The sequence below is a fragment of the Lentilactobacillus sp. SPB1-3 genome (assembly GCF_026913205.2).
Taxonomy (GTDB): Bacteria; Bacillota; Bacilli; order Lactobacillales; family Lactobacillaceae; genus Lentilactobacillus; species Lentilactobacillus terminaliae.
The window spans coordinates 1,879,924-1,905,539 of the sequence record NZ_CP168151.1 but is presented as its reverse complement, the minus strand read 5'-3'; the positions used below and the strand labels follow the sequence as shown (position 1 = coordinate 1,905,539).

Sequence of the window (25,616 nt, the reverse complement as noted above, 5' to 3'; positions counted from 1 at the left end):
TGATTAAAAGAATTGTTAAAAGTTTAATAATAGATGGCTAAAAATAGGTTTTTTATGATATTTTTTGTACAATATTTGTTAAAGAGAGGTGTTAAACCGATGGACAATATTAAATTAACGGATATAAATCCTGAACAAGGTTTAACCAGTGGCCAAGTTCAACAACAGATTGAATCTGGCAATAAAAACACAGCAGAAAAATCTTTGACGAAAAGCGTTAAAGAAATTCTGGCTACGAATATTTTTACTTTATTTAACTTAATCAACATCATATTAGGTGCCTTAGTATTTTATACGGGTAGCTATAAAAATTTATTGTTTTTGGGAATTGCTATCATCAATACGATTATAGGAATCATTCAAGAGATTCGTTCAAAACGCCAAGTAGACAAAATGGTTTTATTGGCTGAAGGCCGAAATGTTGTGATTCGAGATGGCAAAGAAAACGAGTTATTGCCTGAAGACATCGTCTTGGGTGATATCGTGGAATTGTCTAGAGGTGATCAAGTACCCGTTGATGGTAAGGTTGTATTAAGTAAATCCATGCAAGTTGATGAGTCACAGATTACCGGTGAAGCTAAGACGATTACTAAGCAGCCGGAAGATGAGATCACGTCAGGAAGCTACTTAGTTGGTGGTTCTGGGAGGATGTTGGTCACAAAAGTCGGTAACGACACCTTCGTTAACCATCTATCTGATGAGGCTCGCCAAGGAAAAGATGCACCAAGTATTCTCTTAAACACGATTAATCGAATTATCAAGGCGCTTTCAATTGTGATCGTACCCTTAGGTGTAATTTTATTTGTAGTTAAGTTGTATCAAGGATTGGGAATTGACCGTTCTATTTTGGGGACTGTGGCAGCCATGATCGGGATGATTCCTGAGGGATTAGTATTACTAACATCAATGACGCTTGCCGTGTCTGCGATGACATTAGCAAGAAAGCGGACGTTGGTTCGTGATTTACCAGCAATTGAGACTCTTGCTAGAGTTGATACTATTTGCCTTGATAAAACCGGAACGATTACAAGTGGAGAGCTAAAATTTGAGCAGATAATTCCCTTAGATGAAAAAACTACTATGGAACAACTGCAAAAAATGGCAGCTACTATCACTTATGGAACTGGTGATAATAATGAAACGGCAATGGCGATAAAAAATCAGTTTGCTGATCCAAAGGTACCAGTCACTAGCGTTGAAGCATTTTCATCGGAAAGAAAATGGAGCGGTGTTGAGGTTGCTGGGGAAGGTGCTTATATTTTGGGAGCACCACAGTTTATCGAAAAGAACATTAGCCAAGAAATACAATCACAAATTAACAATTACGCTCAAGATGGCAAGCGAGTATTGGCAATTGCGAAAGCAGAAAAATTGACCACTGATAAACCGTTAGATAATCCTCAAGTTTTGGGATTATTATTAATCAGCGACGTTATTCGTCCCAATGCTAACAATACTTTTGCATATTTTTCTAGTCAAGATGTGGATATAAAAGTTATTTCTGGTGATGATCCAATCACCGTTTCTTCGATCGCCAAGAATGCTGGTATCAAAAAATCTGATAAATTTATCGATATGTCTCAAGTTACCGAAGCAGATAATTTCGGTAAGCTAGTTACTGAAAACACAGTCTTTGGACGAGTAACTCCAGATCAAAAGAAACAATTAATCAACGGCCTTCAAGAAAACAAACACACCGTTGCAATGACTGGGGATGGTGTTAACGATATATTGGCGCTAAGGCAAGCAGATTGTGGTATCGCCATGGCCTCTGGTAGTGAAAGCACCAAGAGTATTGCTGACTTTGTATTAATCGATTCTAATTTTGATGCGATGATCGGTGTTTTAAAAGAAGGTCGCCGAGTAATCAATAATATTCAACGAGTAGCAGCCATGTATCTAATTAAAACAATGTATTCAGTTGCACTGGCAATCCTGTTTATGTTCTTTCAAAATGGATATCCTTTTGAACCAATACAATTAACACCAATTACGACGTTGATGGTTGGAATTCCGTCATTTGTTTTAGCACTTCAACCTAATTTCCAGAAAATTACAAATCAATTTATGCGGCAGGTATTAATAATATCTGCGCCAGCGGCAACTTGTATAGTAGGTTATATAGTCATTATCCAGGGAATTGGCGCGCTATTGGGACTTAATTACCGATTTACTTCGACACTAAGCGTTCTAATAACTGGTTCTATCTGCTGGTTGGCTTTGGTTCTTGTTTCCAGGCCATTCAACAGAATGAAGATTGCTTTAGATTTCGGAGTCCTCGCGGCTTTCTTATTGATCTTAGTATTTTTCAACAATATTTTTTCACTAGTTTCACTATTTAATCCTTGGGTATGGTGGATTTCTATTCCGTTGATTTTAACAGCATATCCAATTTATATCTTCTCTCAGGGAGTTATCAGTAAAATTCTGGATGCTCGAAGTCGAAGACGAGCTCGAAAACAAGCATGATATGAAAAAGGTCACCGATGCGTGACCTTTTCTTGTGCGCTTTATTATCTAGTGTGTTAAACTAGTTGAAAAGGTTATATAAATTAGAGGGGTGCAATATGACAAATAATGAAGAACAATATCAGAAATGGGAACAAAATTTAAAAAAGGTTGAATTGCCATTGTGGTCTGAGTTGCCAAAGTTCGATTTATATATGGATCAAGTGACTGTGTTCGTTAATGGGATATTGGGCCAAATTGGAATGTCATCAGTGACCCCCGCCATGATTAATAATTACGTAAAAAACAAGGCAATCATTGCCCCGGTTAAAAAGAAATATCAAACAATGCATATTGCGGACATCATTATGATAAGTTTGCTTAAACCAGCATTTTCTTTAGATACGATTCGTCATGCGATAGATCAAGTGACTGCGAACATGTATCCTCAACAGGCATATGATAACTTTATCAAACGTCTTTCTTTCTCTTTTAAGAATATTGATAATATCTCAAATCATGCGCTTAAAGAAGATGACTTAAACGAAAAATTGATGCAGGTTGCTGTGAATGTTGTGATAGATAGGGTACAGTCAGAGAAGTTATTGGAGATCATTCAAAAGCCATTACCAAAAGTCGAATAGTCGTGAAATCGTTCACATATAGCTAATGAAAACGTTTTCAAAAAAGTGAACAAAGTATTTATATAAAAAAACACGGTAAACCCCTGATATATAAGGCACCGTGTTTTTATTTTGAACTTTTTGTGATTTTTTGAGCAAAAACTATTTACAAAAAAATGATACGTGTTATTATGTTCTTGTGAAGTAAATAACAAACAACAAAAACAATTCTTTTTGGAGGCAACTCATGATAGATAACAAAGTAGAAAAGAAACAAGCCACTGATGTTGACACGATGATCAATGGTTTAGTTGAAAAAGCCCAAAAAGCTCTTGAAATAATGGATTCATTCGACCAAGAAAAAGTTGATCACATTACTCACGCAATGGTAATGGCTGGTCAAGACAAGCACATGGATCTTGCAATTATGGCCGCTGAAGAAACTGGCCGTGGGGTTGCTGAAGATAAGGCAATCAAGAACATGTACGCTACTGAAGAAATTTGGCACAGCATTCGTAATGACAAAACTGTCGGTGTTATTAAAGACGATACTGAACGTCAATTAATCACCGTCGCTGAACCTCTTGGTGTTTTGGCAGGAATTACACCTGTTACTAACCCAACTTCAACTACTCTATTCAAATCAATCATTTCAATGAAGACTAGAAACCCAATCATTTTTAGTTTCCATCCACAAGCATTGAAGTCATCAATTGCTACAGCTAAAGTAGTTCGTGATGCAGCAATTGCCGCTGGAGCTCCTGAAGGTGCTATCCAATGGATTACTGAACCAAGTATTGAAGCCACTAACAAGTTGATCAATCACCCAGGTGTTGCATCAACATTGGCAACTGGTGGTCCTGGCATGGTTAAGGCAGCTTACTCAACTGGTAAACCAGCTTTAGGTGTTGGTCCTGGTAATGGTCCTGTATATATCGAAAAAACTGCTAACATCTTACGTGCAGTTAATGATTTAGTTCTTTCTAAGACATTTGATAACGGTATGATTTGTGCTACTGAAAACAGTGCTATCATCGATAATGACATTTACGATGTTGTTAAACAAGAATTAGAAAAGAACGGCGTGTTCTTTGTAAAGAAAGCCGATCATAAGAAGCTTTCTGAAACAATGTTTAACCAAGAAAAAGGAAATGTTCTTGGACCAATCGCTGGTCAACCTGCTAAGAAGATTGCTAAGATGGCTGGCATCAAAGTTCCTGATAACACAAAGGTACTTGCTGTTGAAATCAACAAGATCGGTATTCAAGAACCACTTTCAGGTGAAAAATTATCACCAGTTATCAGTGTATTTAAGGCTTCTGGTCATGAAGAAGCATTTAAACTTGCTGACGAACTTCTTCACTATGGTGGATTAGGTCATACTGCAGCTATTCAAACAACTGACGATGATCTTGCACTTGAATTTGGTAAGAAAATGAAAGCTACTCGTGTGCTAGTTAACACACCAGGTGGATTTGGTGGAATTGGTAACCTTTATAATGAAATGACACCATCTCTTACATTAGGTACTGGTTCATGGGGTGGAAACTCAATTTCTCATAACGTTACTGATACAGATTTATTGAACATCAAAACTATCGCAAAGAGACGAAATAATATGCAATGGGTTAAATTACCAAGAGTTTACTTCGAAAAGACTTCAATTCGTTATCTAGACGACATGCCAGGTATCAACAAAGTATTTATCGTTACAACCCCAGGTATGGTGGAACATGGTTACGTTGACAAGGTATTGGATGAATTAAAACGTCGTCCTAATGAAATTCAATATTCATTATTCTCAGATGTTGAACCAGATCCTTCAACTGACACTGTTAACAAGGGTGTTGCACAAATGCGCGCCTTTGAACCAGATACTATCATTGCTTTAGGTGGTGGTTCTCCACTAGATGCTGCTAAGAACATGTGGTTATTCTATGAAGACCCAAGTACTAGCTTCTTCGGTGCTAAACAAAAGTTCATCGATATCAGAAAGCGTGCATACCGTTTCAACAAGCCTCATAAGGCTCAAATGATCGCTATTCCAACTACTTCAGGTACTGGTTCAGAAGTAACACCATTCGCTGTTATTACTGACTCAAAGACTCATGTTAAGTACCCATTAGCTGATTATGCATTGACTCCAGACGTTGCTATCGTTGACCCTCAATTCGTAGAAACTGTACCAAAGGGCACAGTTGCTGCATCAGGGCTTGATACATTAAGTCATGGAATTGAATCATTCGTTTCAACAATGGCTTCAGATTACACTCGTCCATTGTCACTTCAAGCAATCAAATTAGTATTTGAAAACTTGGAGAAATCATACAACGGTGATGCTGATGCTCGTGCTGAAATGCATAACGCTGCAACACTTGCCGGAATGGCATTTGGTAATGCATTCTTAGGAATTAACCATTCAATCGCCCACAAACTTGGTGGAGAATTTGGATTAACTCACGGAATCGCAATTGCTATCACTATGCCTCACGTAATCAGATACAATGCTAAACTCCCAGAAAAGATTGCCGTTTGGCCTAAGTACGAATACTTCCGTGCTAACAAGGACTATGCTGACATCGCCCGTTACATCGGCTTAACTGGTAAAGATGACAACGAACTTGCTGAAGCATTAGTTAACAAGATGATTAACTTGGCTCACAGCGTTGGCGTAACACTTAGTCTTAAGGCTTGGGGTGTAGATAAGAAACAATTCGATCAAGCTGTTGACCGTCTATCAGTTCTTGCTTACGAAGACCAATGTACAACTGCTAATCCAAAGGAACCATTGATGGCTGATTTGAAACAAATCATGATCGATGAATACGATGGAAAAGGCGTTGAAAAGTAATAATAAAGAATAACGAAAAAGCAGATGCTAATTAGCATCTGCTTTTTTGCGGTCATAATGATTAAATTAGAATTCCGTTACAGTGATCAACCTCATGTTGAATGATTTGAGCGACAAATTCAGTAAATTCTTGGGTGTGCATTTTAAAATTACTATCTTGGTAGCGAACCGTAATGTGATTATACCTGGTTGTTTTTCGTTCTCCAGGAAGAGATAGACAACCTTCCATAGTTGAATATTCCTCACCTTTATTGATTATTTCTGGATTGATCAGTGGGATGCTCATAATGCCAATTTGAACGGCGATAATTCGTTTGTTCACGCCAATCATATTGGCTGCCAGTCCAACTGCTTTGTCAGTATTAGCCTTTAAAGTATCGACTAAATCATTTACTTGATCAGTGTCATCAGCGCTAGCAGGCACTGATGGTTTAGCTAAAAATGCTTGATCGTGAATAATTTCTTGTTTCATGTTTTTATCAGACCTCTTTATAGATATAATTAAAGTTATTAGCAATGAAATGGGGATAATTATGGATAGAAATTTAAAAGCAATTAACGAGTTTGTTCGATCTGAGTTAGGTAACGAAATGTCAGGACACGACTATCAACACATCAAGCGAGTCGTGAATATCGCCAAACGAATCTTAGCTGGTGAAGAAGCAAACGAAGAGCTGGTTTTGATTTCAGCATATTTGCACGACGTTATCGACGATAAGGTAACTAATAATCCCGAGGCCAAAAAACAAGTCATTAAGTCCAAATTAACTGAGTTAGGATATGATGATGCCTTTACTAAAGCAATGTTTGATATTATTGAAAATATGTCTTACAGTGCCAATCTTAAGTCAAAGCACATCTTGTCTATTGAAGGACAAATCGTACAGGATGCCGATCGATTAGACGCCATTGGTGCGATTGGAATTGCTCGGACATTTTATTTTGGCGGTCATTTTGGTGAAATCATGTATGATCCTAGAATTATGCCTAGAAAAGAAATGGATAAATCGGAATATCGAAAACGGAACACGATTATTAACCATTTTTACGAAAAATTACTCAAGTTAAAGGATCAAATGAATACAGAAACCGCAAAACAACTTGCAGAACAACGCCAACAAGTGATGCTAGACTTTTTGGACGAGTTTTACGATGAATGGAATGGTAAAAAATAATTAAAGTAATTTGGCTATTCCGTTAATGATAATAGAGATGACTAAGCTGAAAACAAGTATGACGGTCAGTCCAATCGTGAAGTGGCTAATGGCCGCGACAACATTTGAAAATAACGGGGTCAGACTGATTACTATTGTAATTAATGAAAGAGCGATGACAGTTGGCAATAATCCTCTTTTGGAATTATCAAGATCGGCTGAGCTAAGATCAAACCCACCAACGCAAATGGTAACTGCCAGGATTAAGAAAATTAAATAGTTAACGATGCTAAAATCAGGAAACGAAAATAACTGAATGTTTTCAGCTCTGATAGCTAGTAAGGCCGAATTAAAGCTGATTAGAAATAATATTCGATAAGCCAACAACATGGTTAGTGAGCAACCGAAAGTGGGCGCGATGCCAATAAATAAATTGCCCATTCGTTGGTAAATATTGCGTTGATTCCAACTATGATTGACGTATCCTAGGGATGAATCATCGGATGATGGAAATTTAATTAATTTCATAGAGACGATATGATGCCCAAAAAGTAAGGCAACCAGTAGATGGGAAGCCTCATGAATAATAATTCCCAGGCTACCGATGATTACCTGGCTTTTACTGCCAAATCGGTAACTAACAATACTTTTAGTCTCTCGATTTAGTTTTGACAAAATAATTGTAAATAAAAAAGGTACTCCCAAAAGGAGCCCGAGAATCAACAAAACATTTTTGATTACTTGAATAAGCATTGACTATTCCTTTATATCAGCAAAGTCAGCGTCAACTAGCTTGGCAAGATCTTCCGCGTTTACTTTAACTGATCTACCAATTTGTCCTGAGGAAACAATAATTTCGCCCATCTCTTTGGCTACTGAATCAATGTATATTGGGTAATGGAACTTTTCCCAAATTCCGATCGGTGTGTTAGCACCGTGCTCATATCCTGTGGTTTTGAGAAGGTCTTTGAGTGGCACCATGCCTACCTTTTTGTTTCCAGAAACCTTGGCTAGTTTTTTGTAACTTAAATGTTCGTCTATTGGAATGACGCCAACCACTGGACCGGTATTGTTACCAGTTAGAACCAGAGTCTTGTAAATCGTGTGCTCGTCTTGACCGATATGATCAACACTGAGTTGGGCGACGTCCCCATCTTGATGCGTTGGGAATTCCATTTGCTCAAATGGAACTTTGTTTTTGTCGAGAATTTGTTCAACTAATGTTTTATGAACTTTCTTTTGTTTCTTTTTTGACATTTATAAACACCTCGAGATAATTTTATCACATCGACTAGCTATTTTACTTATAGTCTCGTTGTAATATCTGGTATACTTTACCATTGGTAGGTTCAATTGAACACGTTAATAAGGAGAAAAAATGGTGGATTTAGTTTATCGTAATATTATGACCGATTTGAAACGTCGAATTGAAAATAATGAATTTGACAACAAACGGTTACCTGATGAACGAAGCCTCAGTGAATCATATGGAGTGAGCCGAAGTTCAGTTAAACGAGCTCTTAATGTGCTTGCTAATCAGGGAATCATTTTCAAAAAACGAGGATCCGGAACTTTTATTAATCCTCTGTATCAAAAAAATGAATCAATTTTTCAATATGAAGGTTCTAACTTGGGAATCACTGATAGTTTTAAGAGTGATGGCCAAGTTCCCCAAATTAAATTATTAGATTTTCAAGTCATACCAGCCAATGAAGAATTACAGACGGAGTTGTTTCTAAATCCAGGTGACTTTGTCTATCAAATCAAGCGGCTGAGAACATTTGATGATCATCCATTTATGATTGAACAGGGATATATCCCAATTAAAGTTGCGCCGGAACTAACAAAAGCGGTCGTTGCAGAATCGATTTTCAATTATTTCGAAGATACAGCGGGTAAGTCAGTTACCAAGTCGTTTATGTCTATCAAGGCGGAACCATCTAATGACGAAGATCATGAACTACTTGGTCTAAAAGATTTTGAGCCAGTGGGGATGATGGAAGGTATCTTCTTCCTAGATGATGGCACTCCAGTTGAAGTATCTAATATGCGACTTCACTATAAATATTTAAATTATAATACGTTCGTCAACCTTGACGGCGAGATGTAGAATCAGGTCACTTTTGACCTGATTTTTTTCTACTTTGAGCCGGTCAATAACTGGACTAATAAAATGTAAACGTTCATAATATGAACGTGTAGGTACTCAAAAAAAGATGTTTTATTTCTGGTTAGATAATCCTTTTTTGAAGTGCTCAGTTACACAATGATGCTAAATAGAAGGAGTGTTAATTCATGGCTGTAGATTACGATTCCAAAGAATATTTGGAACTGGTTGATAAGTATTGGCGTGCTGCTAATTATCTTTCAGTAGGTCAGTTGTACTTACGTAACAATCCGTTGTTGAAAGAACCTCTAAAGGCTGAAGATGTTAAGGTTAAGCCTATTGGACATTGGGGAACTATTGTTTCTCAAAACTTCATTTATGCTCAATTAAATCGGGTTATTAATAAGTACGATTTAAATATGTTTTATATTGAAGGTTCAGGTCACGGTGGCCAAGTTATGGTTTCTAACTCATATCTTGACGGCTCATACTCAGACATTTACCCAAACATCACACAAGATGAAGAGGGTATGGCTAAGCTATTCAAGCAATTCTCATTCCCAGGTGGTGTGGCTTCTCACGCTGCTCCTGAAACCCCAGGTTCAATTCACGAAGGTGGAGAACTTGGTTACTCACTTTCACACGGTGTTGGGGCTATCTTAGATAATCCTGATGTTATTGCCGCTGTTGAAATTGGTGATGGTGAAGCTGAAACTGGACCATTGGCTACATCATGGTTCTCAGATAAATTCATCAACCCAATCACTGATGGTGCCGTATTACCAATCATTAACATGAACGGTGCTAAGATTTCTAACCCAACCATTCTTTCAAGAATGAGTGATCCAGAACTTACTAGCTACTTTAGTGGTATGGGTTGGAAGCCTTACTTTGTTGAAGCTGATGCAGATACTGATCATTTGAAGGTTGCTGAAGACTTCTCAAAGACATTGGACACAGTGATTGAAGAAATCAAATCAATTCAAAAGAATGCTCGTGAAAACGAGACTCCCGACAATGTCAAATTGCCTAACTGGCCAATGATCATCTTCCGTTCACCAAAGGGATGGACTGGTCCTAAGAAGGATCTTAACGGCGAACCAATTGAAGGTTCATTCAGAGCTCACCAAATTCCAATTCCTGTCGATTCTAATGATATGGACCATGCCGATATGTTAGTTGACTGGTTGAAGTCATACAAACCTGAAGAATTATTCAATGATGATGGATCTTTGAAGCCTGAACTCCGTGCACTTGCACCTAAGGGCGACCAAAGAATGTCAGTTAACCCAATCACTAATGGAGGAATTGCTCCTAAACCATTAGTATTGCCAGATGTAAAAGAATTCGCTGTTAAATTTGATAAACCAGGTACTGAAGAACGCCAAGACATGGTTGTTTGGTCAGATTGGTTGGATGAAGTTGCAAGACTTAACCCAACTAACTTCCGTGCATTTGGTCCTGATGAATCTAAGTCAAACCGTCTATACAGCTTGATTGATGATCAAAAACGTCAATGGCTAGAAGATATACACCCAACATTTGATGAAAACATGGCAAATAGTGGTCGACTTATTGATTCACAATTATCAGAACATCAAGCCGAAGGTTGGCTCGAAGGCTATGTATTAACTGGTCGTCACGGATTCTTTGCTACTTATGAATCATTTGGACGAGTAGTTGATTCAATGTTGACTCAACACTTCAAGTGGTTAAGAAAAGCATCAGAACAAAACTGGCGTAACCACTATCCATCATTGAACTTTGTTGATACTTCAACAGTATTCCAGCAAGATCACAATGGATACACTCACCAAGATCCAGGAATGATTACTCATTTGGCTGAAAAGAAGCCTGAGTTTATTCGTGAATACTTGCCAGCTGATGCTAACACTTTGCTTGCTGTTGGTAATGTTGCCTTCGCTAGTGAAGAAAAGATTAACTTGATCGTTACATCAAAGCACCCACGTTTGCAATGGTACTCAATGGAAGAAGCTACTAACTTGGTTAACAATGGTCTTGGCTACATTGATTGGGCATCTACTGATCAAGGTCAAGAACCTGATGTTGTCTTCGCTGCTGCTGGTAGCGAACCAAACTTGGAAGCTCTTGCTGCCATTTCAATTCTTAATAAAGAATTCCCAGATTTGAAGATTCGCTTCATCAATGTTGTTGATATTCTAAAGCTTCGTTCTCCTAAGATTGACCCTCGTGGCATGAGCGATGAAGAATTCGATAACTTGTTCACTACTGACAAGCCAATCGTCTTTGCCTTCCATGGTTACGAAGACTTGATCAAAGACCTCTTCTTCGATCGTCACAACCACAACTTGCATGTTCATGGTTACCGTGAAAATGGTGATATTACCACACCATTCGATATGCGTGTATTGAACAAGTTGGATCGTTTCAACTTAGCTAAGGAAGCTATTCAAGACATTCCTGAATATTCAGTTAAGGGAAGTTACTTCATTCAACGTATGAACAATATGCTTGATAAGCATACTGCATATACTCATACAGAAGGTACTGACTTACCAGAAGTTACTAACTGGAAGTGGGAAGGCCTTAACAAGTAATTTCTTACTTGGTTGATTTATTCCTATTAAAAAGCGTTAAGTTATAAACTTAACGCTTTTTTGTGTCTTTAATTAATTTTGGCTGTTTAGCATTTTAAATTTGTTAGCTGATTCAAATAGTTTCCCAATCGAAAGCAACAGATCTTCACGACCTTTACGGGCCATGAATTGGATTCCTAAGGGTAAGCCATTCTTACTAATGTGAGTTGGTAAACTGATACCAGGTTGGCCACTGATGTTAGCTAATTGAGTAAACGGAGAAAGAGTTAAGGCTGGCAACCATTGATCCCAGATTATTTGTAATTGTTCTTTGGCATCGTAATCCTCGATGTGTTTGAGCTTTTTCATATTTTCAGTTGATACTAGGGGTTCGTCGATTTTAGGAGCAGTGTGAGCTGTCGTGGGGGTCAAGTACAAATCATATTTCGTATTAAATTCATCCATATCTGCACCTACGTTATCCCAGAAGGTCAGGGAACTACTGTAGTCGACTGCTGAAACTCCACGTCCCGCGTACCCCAATGCCCAACTCAGTGGTTCAACATTCTGTTTGATAATTTGATCATCAAGGCCCATCGAATCAAACATAGTGGCAGTTTCACCTGCGTTCATTTGGTAGTAACTTTGCATTAATTTGATGCCATCTACCGGGGCAGAAACTTCTTCGACGTTGAAGCCTTGAGATTCTAAGAAGTTCACAGCTTCATTCACGGCATTTACGGCATCTTCGGAAACTGGTGTCCCAACCGGTGATTCAGTTGAGAAGGCAATAGTTAAGTTTTTCGGTGCTTCATAAATTTCAGCGAAAGGAGTTTGTGGTAATGGCACTTGAAATGGCGCAGCTAATTGAACCACGCTAAGGGCATCTAGAGTTGCCGCAATATCTTGAATGTTATTAGCAATGGCAAAATTGATAGCTGCTCCTTGCCATCCTCGCCATTCACCTGGTCCAACTGGAACACGACCACGGGTGGGTTTAAAACCAATTACGCCAGAAAATGATGCTGGAATTCTGATTGAACCCCCACCGTCAGAAGCAGTGGCGATTGGCAGCCAATTATCACTGATTGCAGCAGCGGTACCACCAGAAGAACCGCCAGAAAAGTAATCTAGGTTCCAAGGATTATGGGCATTCCCGTACAGTTCAGAATCAGTAATGTTTTTAAAGCCAAATTCAGGGGCGTTTGTCTCTCCGACAGGAATAAATCCAGCTTCCAACACTTGGTGAACGAAATTATTAGTGATAGGAGCAATCGAATCTTTTAGTAACTTTGAACTTCCTGTATCTGGTTTGCCTTCTAGACTTTGTCCTAATCCTTTTAATAGAATTGGAACTCCGGCAAATGGTTGACCAGTATCTTTAAAGGTAGTAGCCAGTTCACGTGCATATTCTGGCCAGACTGACGTGACAGCGTTTAACTTCGGATTTCTCTTCTCAATGGTATCCAATAATTCATTAACCAATTCAAGTGAAGTAATCTCGTGTTGACGAATCATTTGAGACAACTCAGTTGCAGAGTGTGTTTGCAATAGTGTGGTCATAATAGTAGCCCTCCTTGAAGACTAAAAGTTACTGATGATGTCAATAAAGGCGGCCTCATTCTCATCCAAAACGTATCCGGTTCTAAAGGTTACATAGATTTTAAATGTGGGGATGAATGAATCCGTTAGTGTTAATACCTTCAGTTTATCATTTGGCGTGACAGCTAGCTTGGTTAAAAGCGCAATTCCACCACCGGCGGCAACGACCCGCTTTAAAATTTCCGCTTCAGTAGTTTTAAAAATGATATTTGGATTGACGCCTACAGAGTGCTCAAGTAGTGAGAAGACCCGATTATGGACAAAGCCTTCTTCAAAGGTGATGAAGTCATTTTTAGCGGCATCTTTAAACGAAATGGAATCACCAACAAATGAACTATTTTCTGGCGCCACGATTACGAATGGAAATTCGGCTAACAGTTTGGTTTCTAAATCACTAGCGTTGAGTGGGTCAGTTGAACCAAGGACGGCCATATTTATCGTGCCATTCAACAAATCTTGAAGGGCTTCAGATGATCCTGTCGTGTAAGCATCTATTTTGTCTAGGAGTTGATGGTTTTGCAGAGTAGTAACAAATTTTGGAAAAAAATATGTTCCTAAAATTGGAGGTAGACCGAGTCTGATTTTTGGTAATGAGGCACTCTTAATTTCTGATTTAGCCAGTTCTAGTTGATGAGTAGCAACTTGTGCTCGTTGATAGAACTGCCGACCAGCATCAGTGATACTCAAAGTATGGTGGCCAGGGTCATTGAGCACCAATTTGGCCCCCAAAGCCTCTTCAAGTCTTTTAACTGCATATGAAATAGTTGGTTGAGAAACGTTAAAGTCATTAGCTACCCGGGAGTAGTTTTTTTCATCAACCAATTTAATAAAGTAGTCTAAGTCTTTCGTTTGCATATTCAACACCTCGTTATAAATAAATTTTATCATATCTTGAATGTTTGACTATAATTTTTATATCGGATTAGGATGAAAATATTCTAAAGTTATAAGAGGTATAAAAATGAAGGCTCGAAATGTTTTAAATAACCCTTTTTTAAATAAAGGAACTGGTTTTACTCAAGCAGAAAGAGATGAGTTAGGACTTAATGGACTTATCCCACCGAGAATTCAAACAATCGAAGAACAAGCAGAACGAATCTATGAACAATTTCAATCAAAGGAAAACAAACTTGCCAAACGACAATTGTTGATGCAGGTTTTTAACGAAAATCGCACATTGTTTTTCAAATTATTTAGTCAGCATTTGGAAGAATTTATGCCAATCGTTTATGATCCGATTATTGCTGAGTCAATTGAGGAATATAGCCATCAGTTTATTCAGCCGCAAGGTGCTATTTTTCTGTCTGTTGATGATCCAGACCATATTAAATCTGCTCTTGAAAATGGAGCTAATGGGAGAGATATTCGTCTAATTGTTGTTAGCGATGCTGAAGGAATCCTAGGAATTGGTGACTGGGGTGTTCAAGGAGTAGATATTTCCGTTGGTAAATTAATGGTTTATACTGCCGCAGCTGGTATTGACCCTAGTCAAGTTTTACCAGTTGTTATTGATGCTGGAACTAATCGCGAAAGTTTGCTGGATGATCCAATGTATTTGGGGAATCGTCATTTACGAATCAAGGGCCAAAAATACGATGAATTCATCGATGAGTTTGTATCCCAAACAGAAAGTCTCTTTCCAAATGTTTATTTGCACTGGGAGGACTTTGGTAGAAGTAATGCCGCTAAAATTCTGAATAAGTATCGTAATAAAATCACTACATTCAATGATGACATCCAAGGCACTGGAATAATTGTGTTAGCTGGTATTTTAGGTGCATTGCAAATTTCTGGTGAAAAGTTGACAGAACAAACTTACATGTCATTCGGTGCGGGAACTGCTGGTGCCGGTATAGTTAAGAGAATTTATGATGAAATGATCTTGCAAGGACTTTCAGAAGAAGAAGCTAAGCAACATTTTTATTTGGTTGATAAACAAGGACTTTTGTTTGATGACGATAAGACATTGACTCCTGAGCAAAAGCCTTTTGCCAGAAATCGTTCAGAATTCAATAATTCAAATGAATTGGACAATCTCGAATCAGCTGTGATGGCTGTTAAGCCAACAATTTTGGTGGGTACATCAACTGTTGCTGGAGCATTTAATGAGAATGTTGTTCAAGAAATGACAAAGAATACAAAAAGGCCAATTATTTTTCCAATCTCAAATCCAACAAAATTACTTGAGGCGCAAGCAGCTGATATTATCCAATGGTCAAAAGGTAAAGCTTTAGTAGCCACTGGAGTTCCAAGTGAACCCGTTGAATTTGATGGAGTAATCTATAAAATTGGTCAAGCCAATAATGCCTTGGTCTATCCAGGATTAGCCTTAGGAACAATTGCTGTGTCTGCTCATCGACTGACAGATTCAATGATCAGTGCGGCGGCCCACTCACTTAGCGAAACGATTGCATCAACTGAACTTGGTGCGGCTGTCTTGCCGCCCGTATCTAAATTAAGCGAATTTTCTAAGACAGTAGCTATTGCTGTTGCTCAGGATGCTGTTAAAAAAGGGGTTAGTGATTGTCAGCCTAGTGATATAAATAAACGAATAGAATTAAGTCAGTGGCAACCTGAGTATTAAAAAAGCGGATGAATAAAATTCATCCGCTTTTTTTATCTTGAAATATTAGATTGACGATGATGGGCTTGAATTAAGAATAACCAAGCAATCAGTCCGAAGATGATCGGTCCACCAATGGTCCAGAAACCAGTTTGGTAATCGTGATCTAAGAATGGCTGAACGGCTGAAAAACCAATTCCACCGATTAAAACAATTAAAACTATTGCGACAATGATATTAGTAATTGTTCGATTTTTGAAGAAAACAAATGGTCTTTCAATATCAGTGCGGCGTTTGAAGAATGGAAAGGCACCAATTAAGAAAATGTATGGGAATGATGTTGAGATGTTTCCCATATCAGTCAAAATTGTATAGAACTGTTTGGCACCTGAGCCACCGAAAGCAACGAAGAAAATAAAGACACATACGATAGTTGCTTGCATCCACATTGCAAAAGCAGGCATACCAGCTTTATTTAGTTTAGTCATTCTGGCTGGCCAAAATGATTTGTTTGATCCTAAAATAAATGATTTAAGTGGCGAGTAAATCAAGACGAAGAATGAACCTAAGTAAGCCATGAACATACTTAATCCAGCAAGTCTGGCTAAACTAGTTCCGAGTAATAATGAAGTTTGGGTCGATAAATGAAATGATTGTCCAATATACACTCCAAGATTATTCATTAACACATATGTGATGTTTCCAAGGTTTGTTCCCTTAGTTCCAAGAACTTTGACCCAATTGGTAGTGATTCCCCATAAGAAAATTGAAATTGAGTAAGTAAATGTAATCACGATGGTTGAAATGATAATTCCCTTAGGAAAAGTCTTTTCAGGCTTATCTAATTGGTCTGTGATTCCACCCATAGACTCACTACCCGCATATGCGAAAATTGCGTAAACGACGAAACTAAGCACAGCTGATCCAGAATGAAATTCTGGATTAGGTGAATGAATGAAACTGCTCATACCATTGATTGGTTGGGCAAGGTGTCCGCCGTTTAAAAATAATGCTAACAGACTTAAGACGACAAAAACACCTGTAAGTATCATGACGAACACGCCACCCACTGAAGCCATTTTGGAAATTGAATCAATTCCGTGAACAGCGAATATAGTAACAACAATAATCCAAAAGATTGCTAAAATTCCGACAGTCTCAGTAGCATTAAAACCAAAGAAGCTCCAAGTTTGCGTTTGGTCACTTCCAAAGATAAAGGTAGAAAAAGGAATCCAAACTTTGGATGCTGTTGACATCATCCAAATAATCCAAGATGATAACCAGATGAATGTTCCAATGAAGGCCCATTCTTCACCAATGGATCCTGCTAGCCATGAATAAATACCACCCTTAGCTTCTTTGAATGCTGATCCGTACTCTGCAAACATTAAACCACTAGGTAGAAAGAAAAAGATTGCTGCTAATACGTACCAGATAATACTGGCATATCCCATTTGGTCAAACGCAACAGTAGTATTTGCAAAACCATAAATGGTGGTGAAAATCATCAGAATTAGACTTACGGTCTTAATTTTTTTCGATTGTGCCATTTGTTTCAATCCTCGCTAATTGATATTTTGTAAAGCTGACATCGACATCGATAGGACAATCGGTATGTTTTGATAGTACACAACCAACTCTACCATTTAAGTTTATCACTGAAATGTATAAAGAAGCGGTTACTTTGATTAGAATTGATTAACAATTAGGTTAAATTACATGTTTTATGATAATTTTCTTGCATATTTAAAGAAGTCGTTTTAGTAATTAAATCGAATAAAGTAGGCTAAAATAAAGTTATAAGCGAGAACGGAGGTGTTTGCATGAGTGATAATGCTAAGAAAATGGGATTTGGTTCAATTTATTTATTAGGTATTAATGGAATTATTGGTTCAGGAATTTTCTTGTTACCAAATCAAATATATAAAACGGCTGGTAATCAAGGGTATTTGATTATTTTTTTAGCCGCCTTAGCAACATTATTGATTACATTGTGTTATGCCGATATGGCAAGTCGAACAACAGGTGATGGAGCCGCGTGGTTGTATTCTTATAATGCGTTTGGTCGGTTCCCTGGTTTTGAGGTTGGTTTTTTTTCGTGGATTCAAGGAATTATTACGATTTCTGCTGAAGTAGCGGCTTTATTAAACATATTGATGACATTGGTTCCTTCTTTTAAAGATCCAACGGTTTACAAGATTACAGGAATCGCCATTATCGCAGTATTAGCAGGTATATGTTTGCTAGGATCGGGAGTTACTTCGATTTCGGACAACGTTTCATCGGCAATAAAAATCGTCATCCTGGTGGCATTTATTGCTTTAGCTGCTTGGCAGATTAGTAGGGGTTCAGTGCATATCGTGAGTGATTCGGTTAAATTTCAACCTAATTCAGCTTTTAACACTGCCTTTTATATGTATAGTGGATTTTCATTCCTGCCAATTGCTGCTGCCAATATGCAAAATCCAGAAAAGAATCTACCACGGGCATTAATTTCAGTGATCGTGACTGTGGGAATTATTTATTCATTAGTGCAATTTTCAGTTACTCGATTATTAGGACCAGCCATTGCTAATGCTAAGTCACCTTTAGCAACTGCATTCAGTCAAGTGTTTGGCCAGACTGGTTTTGTAGTCATCATTATTGGAATGGCGATTTCAATTTTAGGGGTAGCCTTTTCAGTATCGTTTAGTACACCGTACATTGCATATTCTTTATCAAACAAGCATAAATTATTGCCATCATTTCTTGGCAAAGATGATAAACGCCAAGTGCCTTGGCTAGCAATAATCGTCACTGCTGTGTTAAGTGCGTTACTGTTCTTGACTGGTGATTATATCTTCTTAGTATCATGTGTCGTATTGATTTCATTAATTCAATATATCCCAACTGCTTTGTCAGTAATGCATTTTCAAAAGACCAAATCGCCCGGATTTAATGTCCCTGGCGGTAAGCTTATTCCAATCGTTGTAGTTTTGCTATGTGTTTACCTAGCAACTGGTGTTGCGGCAAAAGTTTGGTTACTAATCATAATCATGTTAGTGATTGGAACGGCATTCTATATGTTGGATGATCATAAGCAAAGTTAATCATTAGGATTATTGATATATTGCTTAAATTGAGAGAAGTCACTGGGAATAGGGGCTTTGACTGCGACCACATTTTGATAGAAAGGCAGCTTGAAAGTTACCGTTTCCGAATGTAACAGTAGGTTTTCGAATTTATCGGTTGCGTATAGCGGATCTCCTACCAGAGGATGACCAATGGATGCCAAGTGAACCCGAATTTGATGGGTTCTCCCAGTTTCTAGATTGATTTTAACAAGTGAATATCCATAATAAGATTCGCAAACTTGATAATGAGTAATTGCCTTTTGTCCGGTAATTTCGTCAGGTTTGCGTTTTCGTTTATCCTGAGGATCTCGGCCAATAGGGATATCAATCATGCCTGATTCAGTACTAAAAGTGCCATGAACCCAAGATAAATAGCTTCTTTGAGTCACCTTATGGCGAATGTCATCGACTAAAGGAGGAACAGCGGCCGGGGACTTAGCGAAGATGATTGCTCCACTGGTTTCCATGTCTAGGCGATGAATCATATAAGGAAGAACTTCTTGATTTTGAAGATATCCAGCTAGCTGATTTATCGTAGTGCCGTTTTCTCCAGGCTGATTAGGATGCGTTTTATCTCCGCGTTGTTTGTTGATGACGATAACATCGGGAGTTTCAAACAGAATTTCAATGTTTTTATTGTGGGTAACAGCAACGTTTGGAAACGGGTTAACGAAGTCTGCTGGTATGAAATCTAGAGCAATCTGGTCATTTAAATGGACATTGAAATTGACTGGTTGGTACTTTGAATTAACAGTAACTCTTTGCGCTTTTCTTATGCTATAAATCAAGTGTTTCGGTAGGCGATAATATTCGCCAAGCAGCCTTTTTAAAGGAACATTGTCCATTGATTGTGGGACGGTCAGGTTGTAGTGCCACTCATTTTTCATTCAAAACTCCTTATGTACAAGTAAAGAGCAACCGAGCTTATGCGCTTCGGTTGCTCCCTTATTAATTGTTTTATTTAAAATTATTTATTTTCGTCTTTAGGACGAACAATCAAAACATCGCAAACGGCATTTCTAACAACAAAGTTAGTTACCGAGCCAACAATTAAGCGTTCAACGGCGCTTAATCCAGTAGAGCCAATTACAATTAAATCATTGTTATGGTCTCTTGGAAATTCACGGGCAATGATTGGTTTAGGATTACCAAATCTAATATGAATATCAACATCAACACCAGCAGCGATTGCTTTATCTTTCATTTGGTTAAGTTTGTTTTCAGTGTTTTCAGTTAGTTTGAAAACAACATCACCACTCACTGCTGATCCATAAGTTTGATTGAATTGATTAACTTCCAAAATATTTAGGATGTCGAGGTGGGCCCCGGTATCCTTAGCAATTTCGATTCCCCGATTTAAAATACTTTCAGTAACTGCTGAACCATCGACAGGTACTAAGATGTTATTGTATTTGTTTAATGCCATGCTAATCACCCCTAAATGAATTATGTTGTTATCTAAACTATAACATTGTCCGTGGTAAATGTAACCCATTTCATTGATTTTAAGCTAATTTGAAATCGCTTTCTTTAGGTGTTATGATTAATTGAAAATAGACTAGGAATGGGGCTTTCTCATGTACTATCACATTATGAAATCAAACGATATTCGTCTTAATTTAGCAACTGAGACATATTTGATGAACGAAAAAAAATTTGATGAACCGCTACTTTTGTTCTACATTGAAGGCCCATGCATCATCGTTGGCCGTAACCAAAATACTTTAGAAGAAATCAATAAGCAATATGTTGATGAACACGGTATCGTCGTTACTAGAAGAACTTCCGGTGGGGGAGCAGTATATCAAGATCTTGGTAACCTATGCTTTAGTTTCGTGGTCGATAGTGACAGCGAAGAGTTTGGTGATTTCAAATCATTCGTTCAACCTGTCGTAGATGCATTACATCGGATGGGCGCAACTACTGCCGAAGTTTCTGGAAGAAATGATATTTTAGTAGATGGTAAAAAGTTCTCAGGTAACGCTATGTACACTAAAAATGGTAAGACATTCTCTCACGGAACATTGATGTTAGATGTTGATCTGAGTGTCTTACCAAATGCTCTGACAGTTCCAGAGGACAAGATCAAGTCAAAGGGAATTAAATCAGTTAGTTCTCGAGTTACTAATCTGAGACCATACCTGTCATCAGAGTATCAAGATATGACCACACCACAATTTAGAGATGAATTATTAAGAGAATTATTCCATGTTAATAACACAGATGAAATTAAGGACAAAGAATACAAGTTAACTCCTGAAGATGAAAAGGGAATTGATAAGATCAATGCCGAAATCTTTGATAACTGGGATTGGGTTTATGGTAATTCACCAGAGTTCACAGTTAAGAAACGACAACATTTCACTAGTGGAACTATCGATGCTAGATTTGTCGTTGATGATGGTAAGATTACGGTTGCTAAGTTCTATGGTGACTTCTTTGGCCCTAAGGATGCAGCAGATTTAGCTGATAAACTAGTTGGAACTAAATTTGAACGAGCTGAAGTAGAACAAGTCCTTAATGACGTGGATGTTAACCAATACTTTAACGGAATCTCCAAGGATGAGTTGTTAGATCTGCTTTTCTAATAAGAATAATTACGGTAGACTTGAGTTAGACTTAAAAAGATAAATTCAGGATGAATTTATCTTTTTTATTTGGAGGATTCAATGAAAAAAGAAGAAAAACGGGTTATTTACTGGGCTATCGTTTCATTAGTTGTTTTTCTTGCATCTAATGCGCTAATGACTTTGAAATGGATGAAATTAGATCGACCTGTGATTATGTCTGAGATGTGGCAAGTGACCTATATTGCGATTGCATTTTATGCTGCAACACTAATCTTAGCCGTCTTAAAAGTTAAAATTAGTTACTATCTTTTATCAGTAGTCATCGCAATTTACTCTGTGGGGTTTGTCGGCATGGGGATTACTTTAGTCCAAGGCAGCGATGGAAATATTTTGTTGCGGTTGTTAGTATTAGCCCTTGTTATTTTTGGAATTGTTGTTAATGTATATTGGTACATGTTAGCATTTAGAATGCGAGCGGTACTGCAAACGGATATGTTAAAACGCCGAGCAGATAAGCACAATAAAGAAATTGGGTGATTAAAAAATGGACGCTGAGGTATCAACGTTTATTGAGGAAGTTAAGTCAGGCAACACTGATTCTAGTGATCAGTTGAAAATGAAGCTGGCTGAGCTATTGAGCATCAGTGATAGCCAAGTTAAGTCAATGGTTGATAAAATCATTAGTGGCTTACAATCTGGTAAGCAAGCCGTGATTTCCGCTATTAATTTAACTGATGATGATTCAATGTTTAGATTGGAAAGTAATTTAATTAATTTACCTCTCGATGAAATTGACCGAATCGATAAGATGATTTCAGATCAAGATAGTTTGCCAATTAATGTTTATTTGGTAGTGACATCTGAAAATGTTAATCGGTCAGGCCTAAGAATTGATAAGGTTGCATCAGCTGATGATTTAATTAACGATCCGGATAATTATTTAGAATTCATAACTAAATGGATTTCTGAAAAAGCCGAACAAATCACTGAAAATAAATCTCAAGCAAAAAATGAAAAAAAGTAATTGCACTTTTCATAATTTTGCTGTATAGTTTGTTACATGCGATGAGTCGAGAGATCACGCAGCTTCGGCTGTTCGCGCAAGCGATTTTAGTGATATTTTGAGCGGGACACATTTCTGCACGGATCTGCAGGTGTTTGGTTCTAGAGGATTGTGGAATCCAAGGAACTCGCTTAGTAATAAGCGCCGTAAAAAGCCAACCATTTTAATGGTTGGCTTTTTTATTTTCTATTCGTATTGGCCTTAAATTGACTTTTACTAGTTCCGAAAGTTAAAATGAAACAATATTAATCTCATTATAATTTAATGAAAAACGGAGGAACTACCAATGTCACTTGGTTCGCGAATTTTTCGGAAAGAAAAAATCGACCGGTATTTGGAGACCGACAAAAAATTTAGTAAGACCATGACAGCCTTTGACTTAATCTCATTGGGAATTGGTGCAGTTATTGGAACGGGTATTTTTATTTTGCCAGGAACAGTAGCAGCAACTAAGGCTGGTCCAGCGACGATGTTGTCGTTCATTCTTGCAGCTGTAGTTTGTTCCACTGCGGCAATGTGTTACGCAGAATTTGCGTCTGCTTTACCTGTAGCGGGTAGCGCTTATTCATACGGGAATTTAGTCTTTGGTGAAGTTATTGGCTGGGTTCTCGGTTGGGCACTGATTTTAGAGTATGTGTTGGCGGTAGCCGCTGTTGCTAGTGCTTGGGGAGCGTACCTGAAGTCGTTTTTAGGCGGCTTTAATGTTAATATTCCAGCATCGATTGTTGGTCCGTTTGATCCTGCTAACAAGAGTTATGGTAATTGGATCGCTGTTTTGGTGGTTATTGCTATCTCTTTGATGCTGAATCACGGAGTACGTTCATCAGTAAGAATCAATAATTTTATTGTTATCGTTAAAATTGCAATTATTATTTTATTTGTTGTCGTTGGGGCATTTTTTGTTAAACCTTCAAACTGGCAACCATTCTTTCCATTTGGTGGCAGTGGAGTTCTTCACGGAGCTGCTGCAGTCTTCTTTGCCTATCTAGGATTTGATGTGGTTTCAAGTTCAGCCGCTGAAGTTAAGAATCCACGAAAGAATATGCCAATTGGAATTATTGGCACGTTAGTTATTGCGACGGTGTTATATGTTGGAGTAGCCATCGTCTTAACTGGAATGGTGTCATATTCCAAACTTAATGTGCCAGATCCTGTCGCTTTTGCCATGAATCTGGTCCACCAGAATTGGACCGCAGGAATTATTTCTTTAGGTGCTCTTGCTGGAATGTTTACTATGATGGTCACGATGATTTACAGTTCGTCGCGATTGATTTATTCGATTGGTCGAGATGGTTTGTTGCCGAAGTTTTTGGGTAAAATCGATGAAAAGGGGACACCTAGAAATAGTATGCTGGTTATCACCGTCATTATTGCGTTCATGGGAGGGTTTGTTCCCTTGGAGCAACTTACTAATTTGGTTAATATTGGTACTTTAATTGCATTCTTGTTTGTTTCAATCGGAATAATTCCTTTGAGAAGGAACAAAGAAATCAATAACTCTAAAGGATTCCAAGTACCATTTTATCCTTGGCTACCTATCATATCAGCGTTACTATGCCTATTGATGTTGACACAATTACAAGTGGAAACATGGATTGCGTCAGTTATCTGGTTTGCGCTTGGATTGATTCTCTACTTTAGTTACGGATTAAAACATAGTCGATTAAACTCTCAATAAAGTTGGTTAATTAATTAGTCAAAATAATGGCATCTAACATTTGGATAACATATGATTAGGTTGAACTATGTTGCTAATTAAGGAGGAATTATTATGGCTGTTGAAGGATCACTTTATCATACTGAGGTTGTTAATGAACGTGGACTAACTGGTCAAAGCTATGTACGTGGTAACGAAGGCCTGTCCTTAGGGGTTAGCAGTTCGCTGGTTCAAAGTCCCGGAACTAACCCAGAACAATTCATTGGTTTTGCTCTTAGTACCTGTTTTAACGCGACAATTGGTATTGTCGAAGAACAACATCAATTAAAACACGACAGTGTTATTCATACTGGAGTTGATATCGTTAAGGATACTAAGGGTTACAAGTTTGTAGTTAGATGCCAAATTATGTTTCATGAGATTGATAATGAAAAGGGTAAACAGATGGTCGCTGAGGCATTAGATCAATGCCCAGTTGCCAAATTGCTTAAAGGTAACGAAGAAGTTAGTTTTGAGGTAGTTGATCAGTTTAGTTTCTAGTATTATTACATGTTATTACAGTGAAAACGTGTAATAAAAATTAATTCTCATCTGACGTAACTGAATAATAAAATAAACTGACGTTTAATGGTCTTCTTTTTCGATTGAATACTGAGAAAAAGGAGGCTATTTTTGTATCTTTTTTGACTTTAATCCGCAACTATCATTTTATTTGTATATGTTAAATAAAAAACGATTGGCTAGTTCGACGAGTATTGGTTTCATTGGTTCAGATAAAGTATCCCAATTATCAGAAACAAAGGGTTTGAATTTCTTTAGTGAATTAATTTTTAATTGATCGTGATCGTTTTGATTTAAATTATGGCGAAGCTCTATGATAAGTTCCTGAAGGGTTACTTTATCATGTTCATTTTTTAGTTTAACCTTAGTCTTTAAAAGACTGTTCAATTCTTTTTCAAATTTATTTGTTAGGTGCTCTTTGCTAGAATTAAAATCATTTTGTTCTTTATATGACTGGATCTCATGCAGATACGAATACCCGCTTGGTGACAGCCATTCAGTAGCGTGGTTGCTAAATAAGATAACACCATCTACATAATCTATTTCAATCGTGGCGTTTAGCCAACCAGAATGTTTGCTATCCATCTCAAATAATTCATTAAGAATACTGGTCGCAGTAAAATTATTATTTTTGCCGTAATTAATTAGATTCTTTACAATTTGAAGGTTGATTTTATTTGCTTGAGTACTTAAGTAAGTGAGGATGAATTCCCTCATTTTTAATTTGTTATTCAATACATAGACCT

General features: G+C 37.7%; 22 protein-coding genes. 13 read left to right on the top strand and 9 right to left on the bottom strand.

The window, feature by feature from the left end:
• Positions 1-99: 99 nt before the first annotated feature.
• The 3 genes from O0236_RS10000 to adhE all read left to right on the top strand — a co-directional run bounded on the left by O0236_RS10000 (position 100) and on the right by adhE (position 5,922).
• A complete protein-coding gene (locus O0236_RS10000) occupies positions 100-2,469 on the top strand; it encodes an HAD-IC family P-type ATPase (protein WP_268913480.1) in 2,370 nt (789 codons plus the stop codon).
• A 98-nt stretch (positions 2,470-2,567) separates the two neighbouring features.
• Positions 2,568-3,092: a DUF1836 domain-containing protein gene (locus O0236_RS09995; RefSeq protein WP_268913479.1), complete on the top strand. Its 525-nt coding sequence runs from the start codon at positions 2,568-2,570 to the stop codon at positions 3,090-3,092.
• A 226-nt stretch (positions 3,093-3,318) separates the two neighbouring features.
• A complete protein-coding gene (adhE, locus tag O0236_RS09990; RefSeq protein ID WP_268913478.1) occupies positions 3,319-5,922 on the top strand; it encodes a bifunctional acetaldehyde-CoA/alcohol dehydrogenase in 2,604 nt (867 codons plus the stop codon).
• Between the two features lie 61 nt (positions 5,923-5,983).
• Here the strand turns inward: adhE and O0236_RS09985 are convergent, their stop codons facing one another.
• Positions 5,984-6,394, bottom strand: coding sequence for a peptide deformylase (locus O0236_RS09985; protein WP_268913477.1), 411 nt, complete (start codon positions 6,392-6,394; stop codon positions 5,984-5,986).
• A 61-nt stretch (positions 6,395-6,455) separates the two neighbouring features.
• Here O0236_RS09985 and O0236_RS09980 point away from each other — a divergent pair, with 61 nt between their 5' ends.
• Positions 6,456-7,097 (top strand): HD domain-containing protein, encoded by a 642-nt coding sequence (locus tag O0236_RS09980; protein WP_268913475.1) that lies wholly within the window; start codon positions 6,456-6,458, stop codon positions 7,095-7,097.
• On the opposite strand, the gene O0236_RS09975 is transcribed toward O0236_RS09980, so the two are convergent.
• Together O0236_RS09975 and ybaK are read right to left on the bottom strand one after the other, a co-directional pair.
• On the bottom strand, positions 7,098-7,829 hold the full coding sequence (locus O0236_RS09975) for a hypothetical protein (RefSeq protein ID WP_268913474.1): 732 nt from the start codon (positions 7,827-7,829) through the stop codon (positions 7,098-7,100).
• 3 nt (positions 7,830-7,832) lie between these two features.
• Positions 7,833-8,333, bottom strand: a complete 501-nt coding sequence (gene ybaK, locus O0236_RS09970) for a Cys-tRNA(Pro) deacylase (protein WP_268913473.1) — start codon at positions 8,331-8,333, stop codon at positions 7,833-7,835.
• Between the two features lie 121 nt (positions 8,334-8,454).
• Here ybaK and O0236_RS09965 point away from each other — a divergent pair, with 121 nt between their 5' ends.
• Positions 8,455-9,186 (top strand): GntR family transcriptional regulator, encoded by a 732-nt coding sequence (locus O0236_RS09965; protein ID WP_268913472.1) that lies wholly within the window; start codon positions 8,455-8,457, stop codon positions 9,184-9,186.
• 185 nt (positions 9,187-9,371) lie between these two features.
• Positions 9,372-11,762 carry a phosphoketolase gene (locus O0236_RS09960; protein WP_268913470.1) on the top strand — a complete coding sequence of 797 codons (2,391 nt, stop codon included), beginning with the start codon at positions 9,372-9,374 and terminating at the stop codon, positions 11,760-11,762.
• Positions 11,763-11,834: 72 nt separating this feature from the next.
• Here the strand turns inward: O0236_RS09960 and O0236_RS09955 are convergent, their stop codons facing one another.
• Together O0236_RS09955 and O0236_RS09950 are read right to left on the bottom strand one after the other, a co-directional pair.
• A complete protein-coding gene (locus O0236_RS09955; RefSeq protein WP_268913502.1) occupies positions 11,835-13,307 on the bottom strand; it encodes an amidase in 1,473 nt (490 codons plus the stop codon).
• Between the two features lie 18 nt (positions 13,308-13,325).
• Positions 13,326-14,198 (bottom strand): LysR family transcriptional regulator, encoded by an 873-nt coding sequence (locus O0236_RS09950; protein WP_268913468.1) that lies wholly within the window; start codon positions 14,196-14,198, stop codon positions 13,326-13,328.
• A gap of 100 nt (positions 14,199-14,298) precedes the next feature.
• Between O0236_RS09950 and O0236_RS09945 the strand changes: the two genes are divergently transcribed.
• A complete protein-coding gene (locus tag O0236_RS09945) occupies positions 14,299-15,927 on the top strand; it encodes a malolactic enzyme (protein ID WP_372791818.1) in 1,629 nt (542 codons plus the stop codon).
• A 32-nt stretch (positions 15,928-15,959) separates the two neighbouring features.
• Here O0236_RS09945 and yjeM read toward each other — a convergent pair whose 3' ends face one another.
• Positions 15,960-17,456, bottom strand: coding sequence for a glutamate/gamma-aminobutyrate family transporter YjeM (yjeM, locus tag O0236_RS09940; protein ID WP_268913466.1), 1,497 nt, complete (start codon positions 17,454-17,456; stop codon positions 15,960-15,962).
• Between the two features lie 273 nt (positions 17,457-17,729).
• On the opposite strand from yjeM, the gene O0236_RS09935 reads away from it, so the two are divergent.
• Positions 17,730-18,995 (top strand): APC family permease, encoded by a 1,266-nt coding sequence (locus O0236_RS09935; protein ID WP_268913465.1) that lies wholly within the window; start codon positions 17,730-17,732, stop codon positions 18,993-18,995.
• Here O0236_RS09935 and O0236_RS09930 read toward each other — a convergent pair.
• Both O0236_RS09930 and O0236_RS09925 read right to left on the bottom strand, forming a co-directional pair.
• Positions 18,992-19,906: an RluA family pseudouridine synthase gene (locus tag O0236_RS09930; RefSeq protein WP_268913464.1), complete on the bottom strand. Its 915-nt coding sequence runs from the start codon at positions 19,904-19,906 to the stop codon at positions 18,992-18,994. The genes O0236_RS09935 and O0236_RS09930 overlap by 4 nt on opposite strands.
• An 80-nt stretch (positions 19,907-19,986) precedes the next feature.
• Positions 19,987-20,445: a universal stress protein gene (locus tag O0236_RS09925; RefSeq protein WP_268913463.1), complete on the bottom strand. Its 459-nt coding sequence runs from the start codon at positions 20,443-20,445 to the stop codon at positions 19,987-19,989.
• 151 nt (positions 20,446-20,596) lie between these two features.
• On the opposite strand from O0236_RS09925, the gene O0236_RS09920 reads away from it, so the two are divergent.
• The 5 genes from O0236_RS09920 (at position 20,597) to O0236_RS09900 (ending at position 24,849) form a co-directional block, all read left to right on the top strand.
• Positions 20,597-21,607 (top strand): lipoate--protein ligase, encoded by a 1,011-nt coding sequence (locus tag O0236_RS09920; RefSeq protein WP_268913462.1) that lies wholly within the window; start codon positions 20,597-20,599, stop codon positions 21,605-21,607.
• Between the two features lie 81 nt (positions 21,608-21,688).
• Positions 21,689-22,126 (top strand): hypothetical protein, encoded by a 438-nt coding sequence (locus O0236_RS09915; protein ID WP_268913461.1) that lies wholly within the window; start codon positions 21,689-21,691, stop codon positions 22,124-22,126.
• A 7-nt stretch (positions 22,127-22,133) separates the two neighbouring features.
• Entirely contained in the window at positions 22,134-22,613 is a 480-nt protein-coding gene (locus O0236_RS09910; protein ID WP_268913460.1) for a hypothetical protein, read from the top strand.
• A gap of 325 nt (positions 22,614-22,938) precedes the next feature.
• Positions 22,939-24,330 carry an APC family permease gene (locus tag O0236_RS09905; RefSeq protein WP_268913459.1) on the top strand — a complete coding sequence of 464 codons (1,392 nt, stop codon included), beginning with the start codon at positions 22,939-22,941 and terminating at the stop codon, positions 24,328-24,330.
• 93 nt (positions 24,331-24,423) lie between these two features.
• A complete protein-coding gene (locus O0236_RS09900; RefSeq protein WP_268913458.1) occupies positions 24,424-24,849 on the top strand; it encodes an OsmC family protein in 426 nt (141 codons plus the stop codon).
• Between the two features lie 168 nt (positions 24,850-25,017).
• Here O0236_RS09900 and O0236_RS09895 read toward each other — a convergent pair whose 3' ends face one another.
• The gene (locus tag O0236_RS09895; RefSeq protein ID WP_268913457.1) at positions 25,018-25,605 is read right to left on the bottom strand and encodes a hypothetical protein; all 588 of its coding nucleotides are present in this window, start codon (positions 25,603-25,605) and stop codon (positions 25,018-25,020) included.
• Between the last annotated feature and the right edge of the window lie 11 nt (positions 25,606-25,616).

Coding starts and splice junctions, on each gene's coding strand:
- O0236_RS10000 (WP_268913480.1), top strand. CDS start 100: ATGGACAATATTAAATTAACGGATATAAATCCTGAACAAGGTTTAACC.
- O0236_RS09995 (WP_268913479.1), top strand. CDS start 2,568: ATGACAAATAATGAAGAACAATATCAGAAATGGGAACAAAATTTAAAA.
- adhE (WP_268913478.1), top strand. CDS start 3,319: ATGATAGATAACAAAGTAGAAAAGAAACAAGCCACTGATGTTGACACG.
- O0236_RS09985 (WP_268913477.1), bottom strand. CDS start 6,394: ATGAAACAAGAAATTATTCACGATCAAGCATTTTTAGCTAAACCATCA.
- O0236_RS09980 (WP_268913475.1), top strand. CDS start 6,456: ATGGATAGAAATTTAAAAGCAATTAACGAGTTTGTTCGATCTGAGTTA.
- O0236_RS09975 (WP_268913474.1), bottom strand. CDS start 7,829: ATGCTTATTCAAGTAATCAAAAATGTTTTGTTGATTCTCGGGCTCCTT.
- ybaK (WP_268913473.1), bottom strand. CDS start 8,333: ATGTCAAAAAAGAAACAAAAGAAAGTTCATAAAACATTAGTTGAACAA.
- O0236_RS09965 (WP_268913472.1), top strand. CDS start 8,455: ATGGTGGATTTAGTTTATCGTAATATTATGACCGATTTGAAACGTCGA.
- O0236_RS09960 (WP_268913470.1), top strand. CDS start 9,372: ATGGCTGTAGATTACGATTCCAAAGAATATTTGGAACTGGTTGATAAG.
- O0236_RS09950 (WP_268913468.1), bottom strand. CDS start 14,198: ATGCAAACGAAAGACTTAGACTACTTTATTAAATTGGTTGATGAAAAA.
- yjeM (WP_268913466.1), bottom strand. CDS start 17,456: ATGGCACAATCGAAAAAAATTAAGACCGTAAGTCTAATTCTGATGATT.
- O0236_RS09935 (WP_268913465.1), top strand. CDS start 17,730: ATGAGTGATAATGCTAAGAAAATGGGATTTGGTTCAATTTATTTATTA.
- O0236_RS09930 (WP_268913464.1), bottom strand. CDS start 19,906: ATGAAAAATGAGTGGCACTACAACCTGACCGTCCCACAATCAATGGAC.
- O0236_RS09925 (WP_268913463.1), bottom strand. CDS start 20,445: ATGGCATTAAACAAATACAATAACATCTTAGTACCTGTCGATGGTTCA.
- O0236_RS09920 (WP_268913462.1), top strand. CDS start 20,597: ATGTACTATCACATTATGAAATCAAACGATATTCGTCTTAATTTAGCA.
- O0236_RS09915 (WP_268913461.1), top strand. CDS start 21,689: ATGAAAAAAGAAGAAAAACGGGTTATTTACTGGGCTATCGTTTCATTA.
- O0236_RS09910 (WP_268913460.1), top strand. CDS start 22,134: ATGGACGCTGAGGTATCAACGTTTATTGAGGAAGTTAAGTCAGGCAAC.
- O0236_RS09905 (WP_268913459.1), top strand. CDS start 22,939: ATGTCACTTGGTTCGCGAATTTTTCGGAAAGAAAAAATCGACCGGTAT.
- O0236_RS09900 (WP_268913458.1), top strand. CDS start 24,424: ATGGCTGTTGAAGGATCACTTTATCATACTGAGGTTGTTAATGAACGT.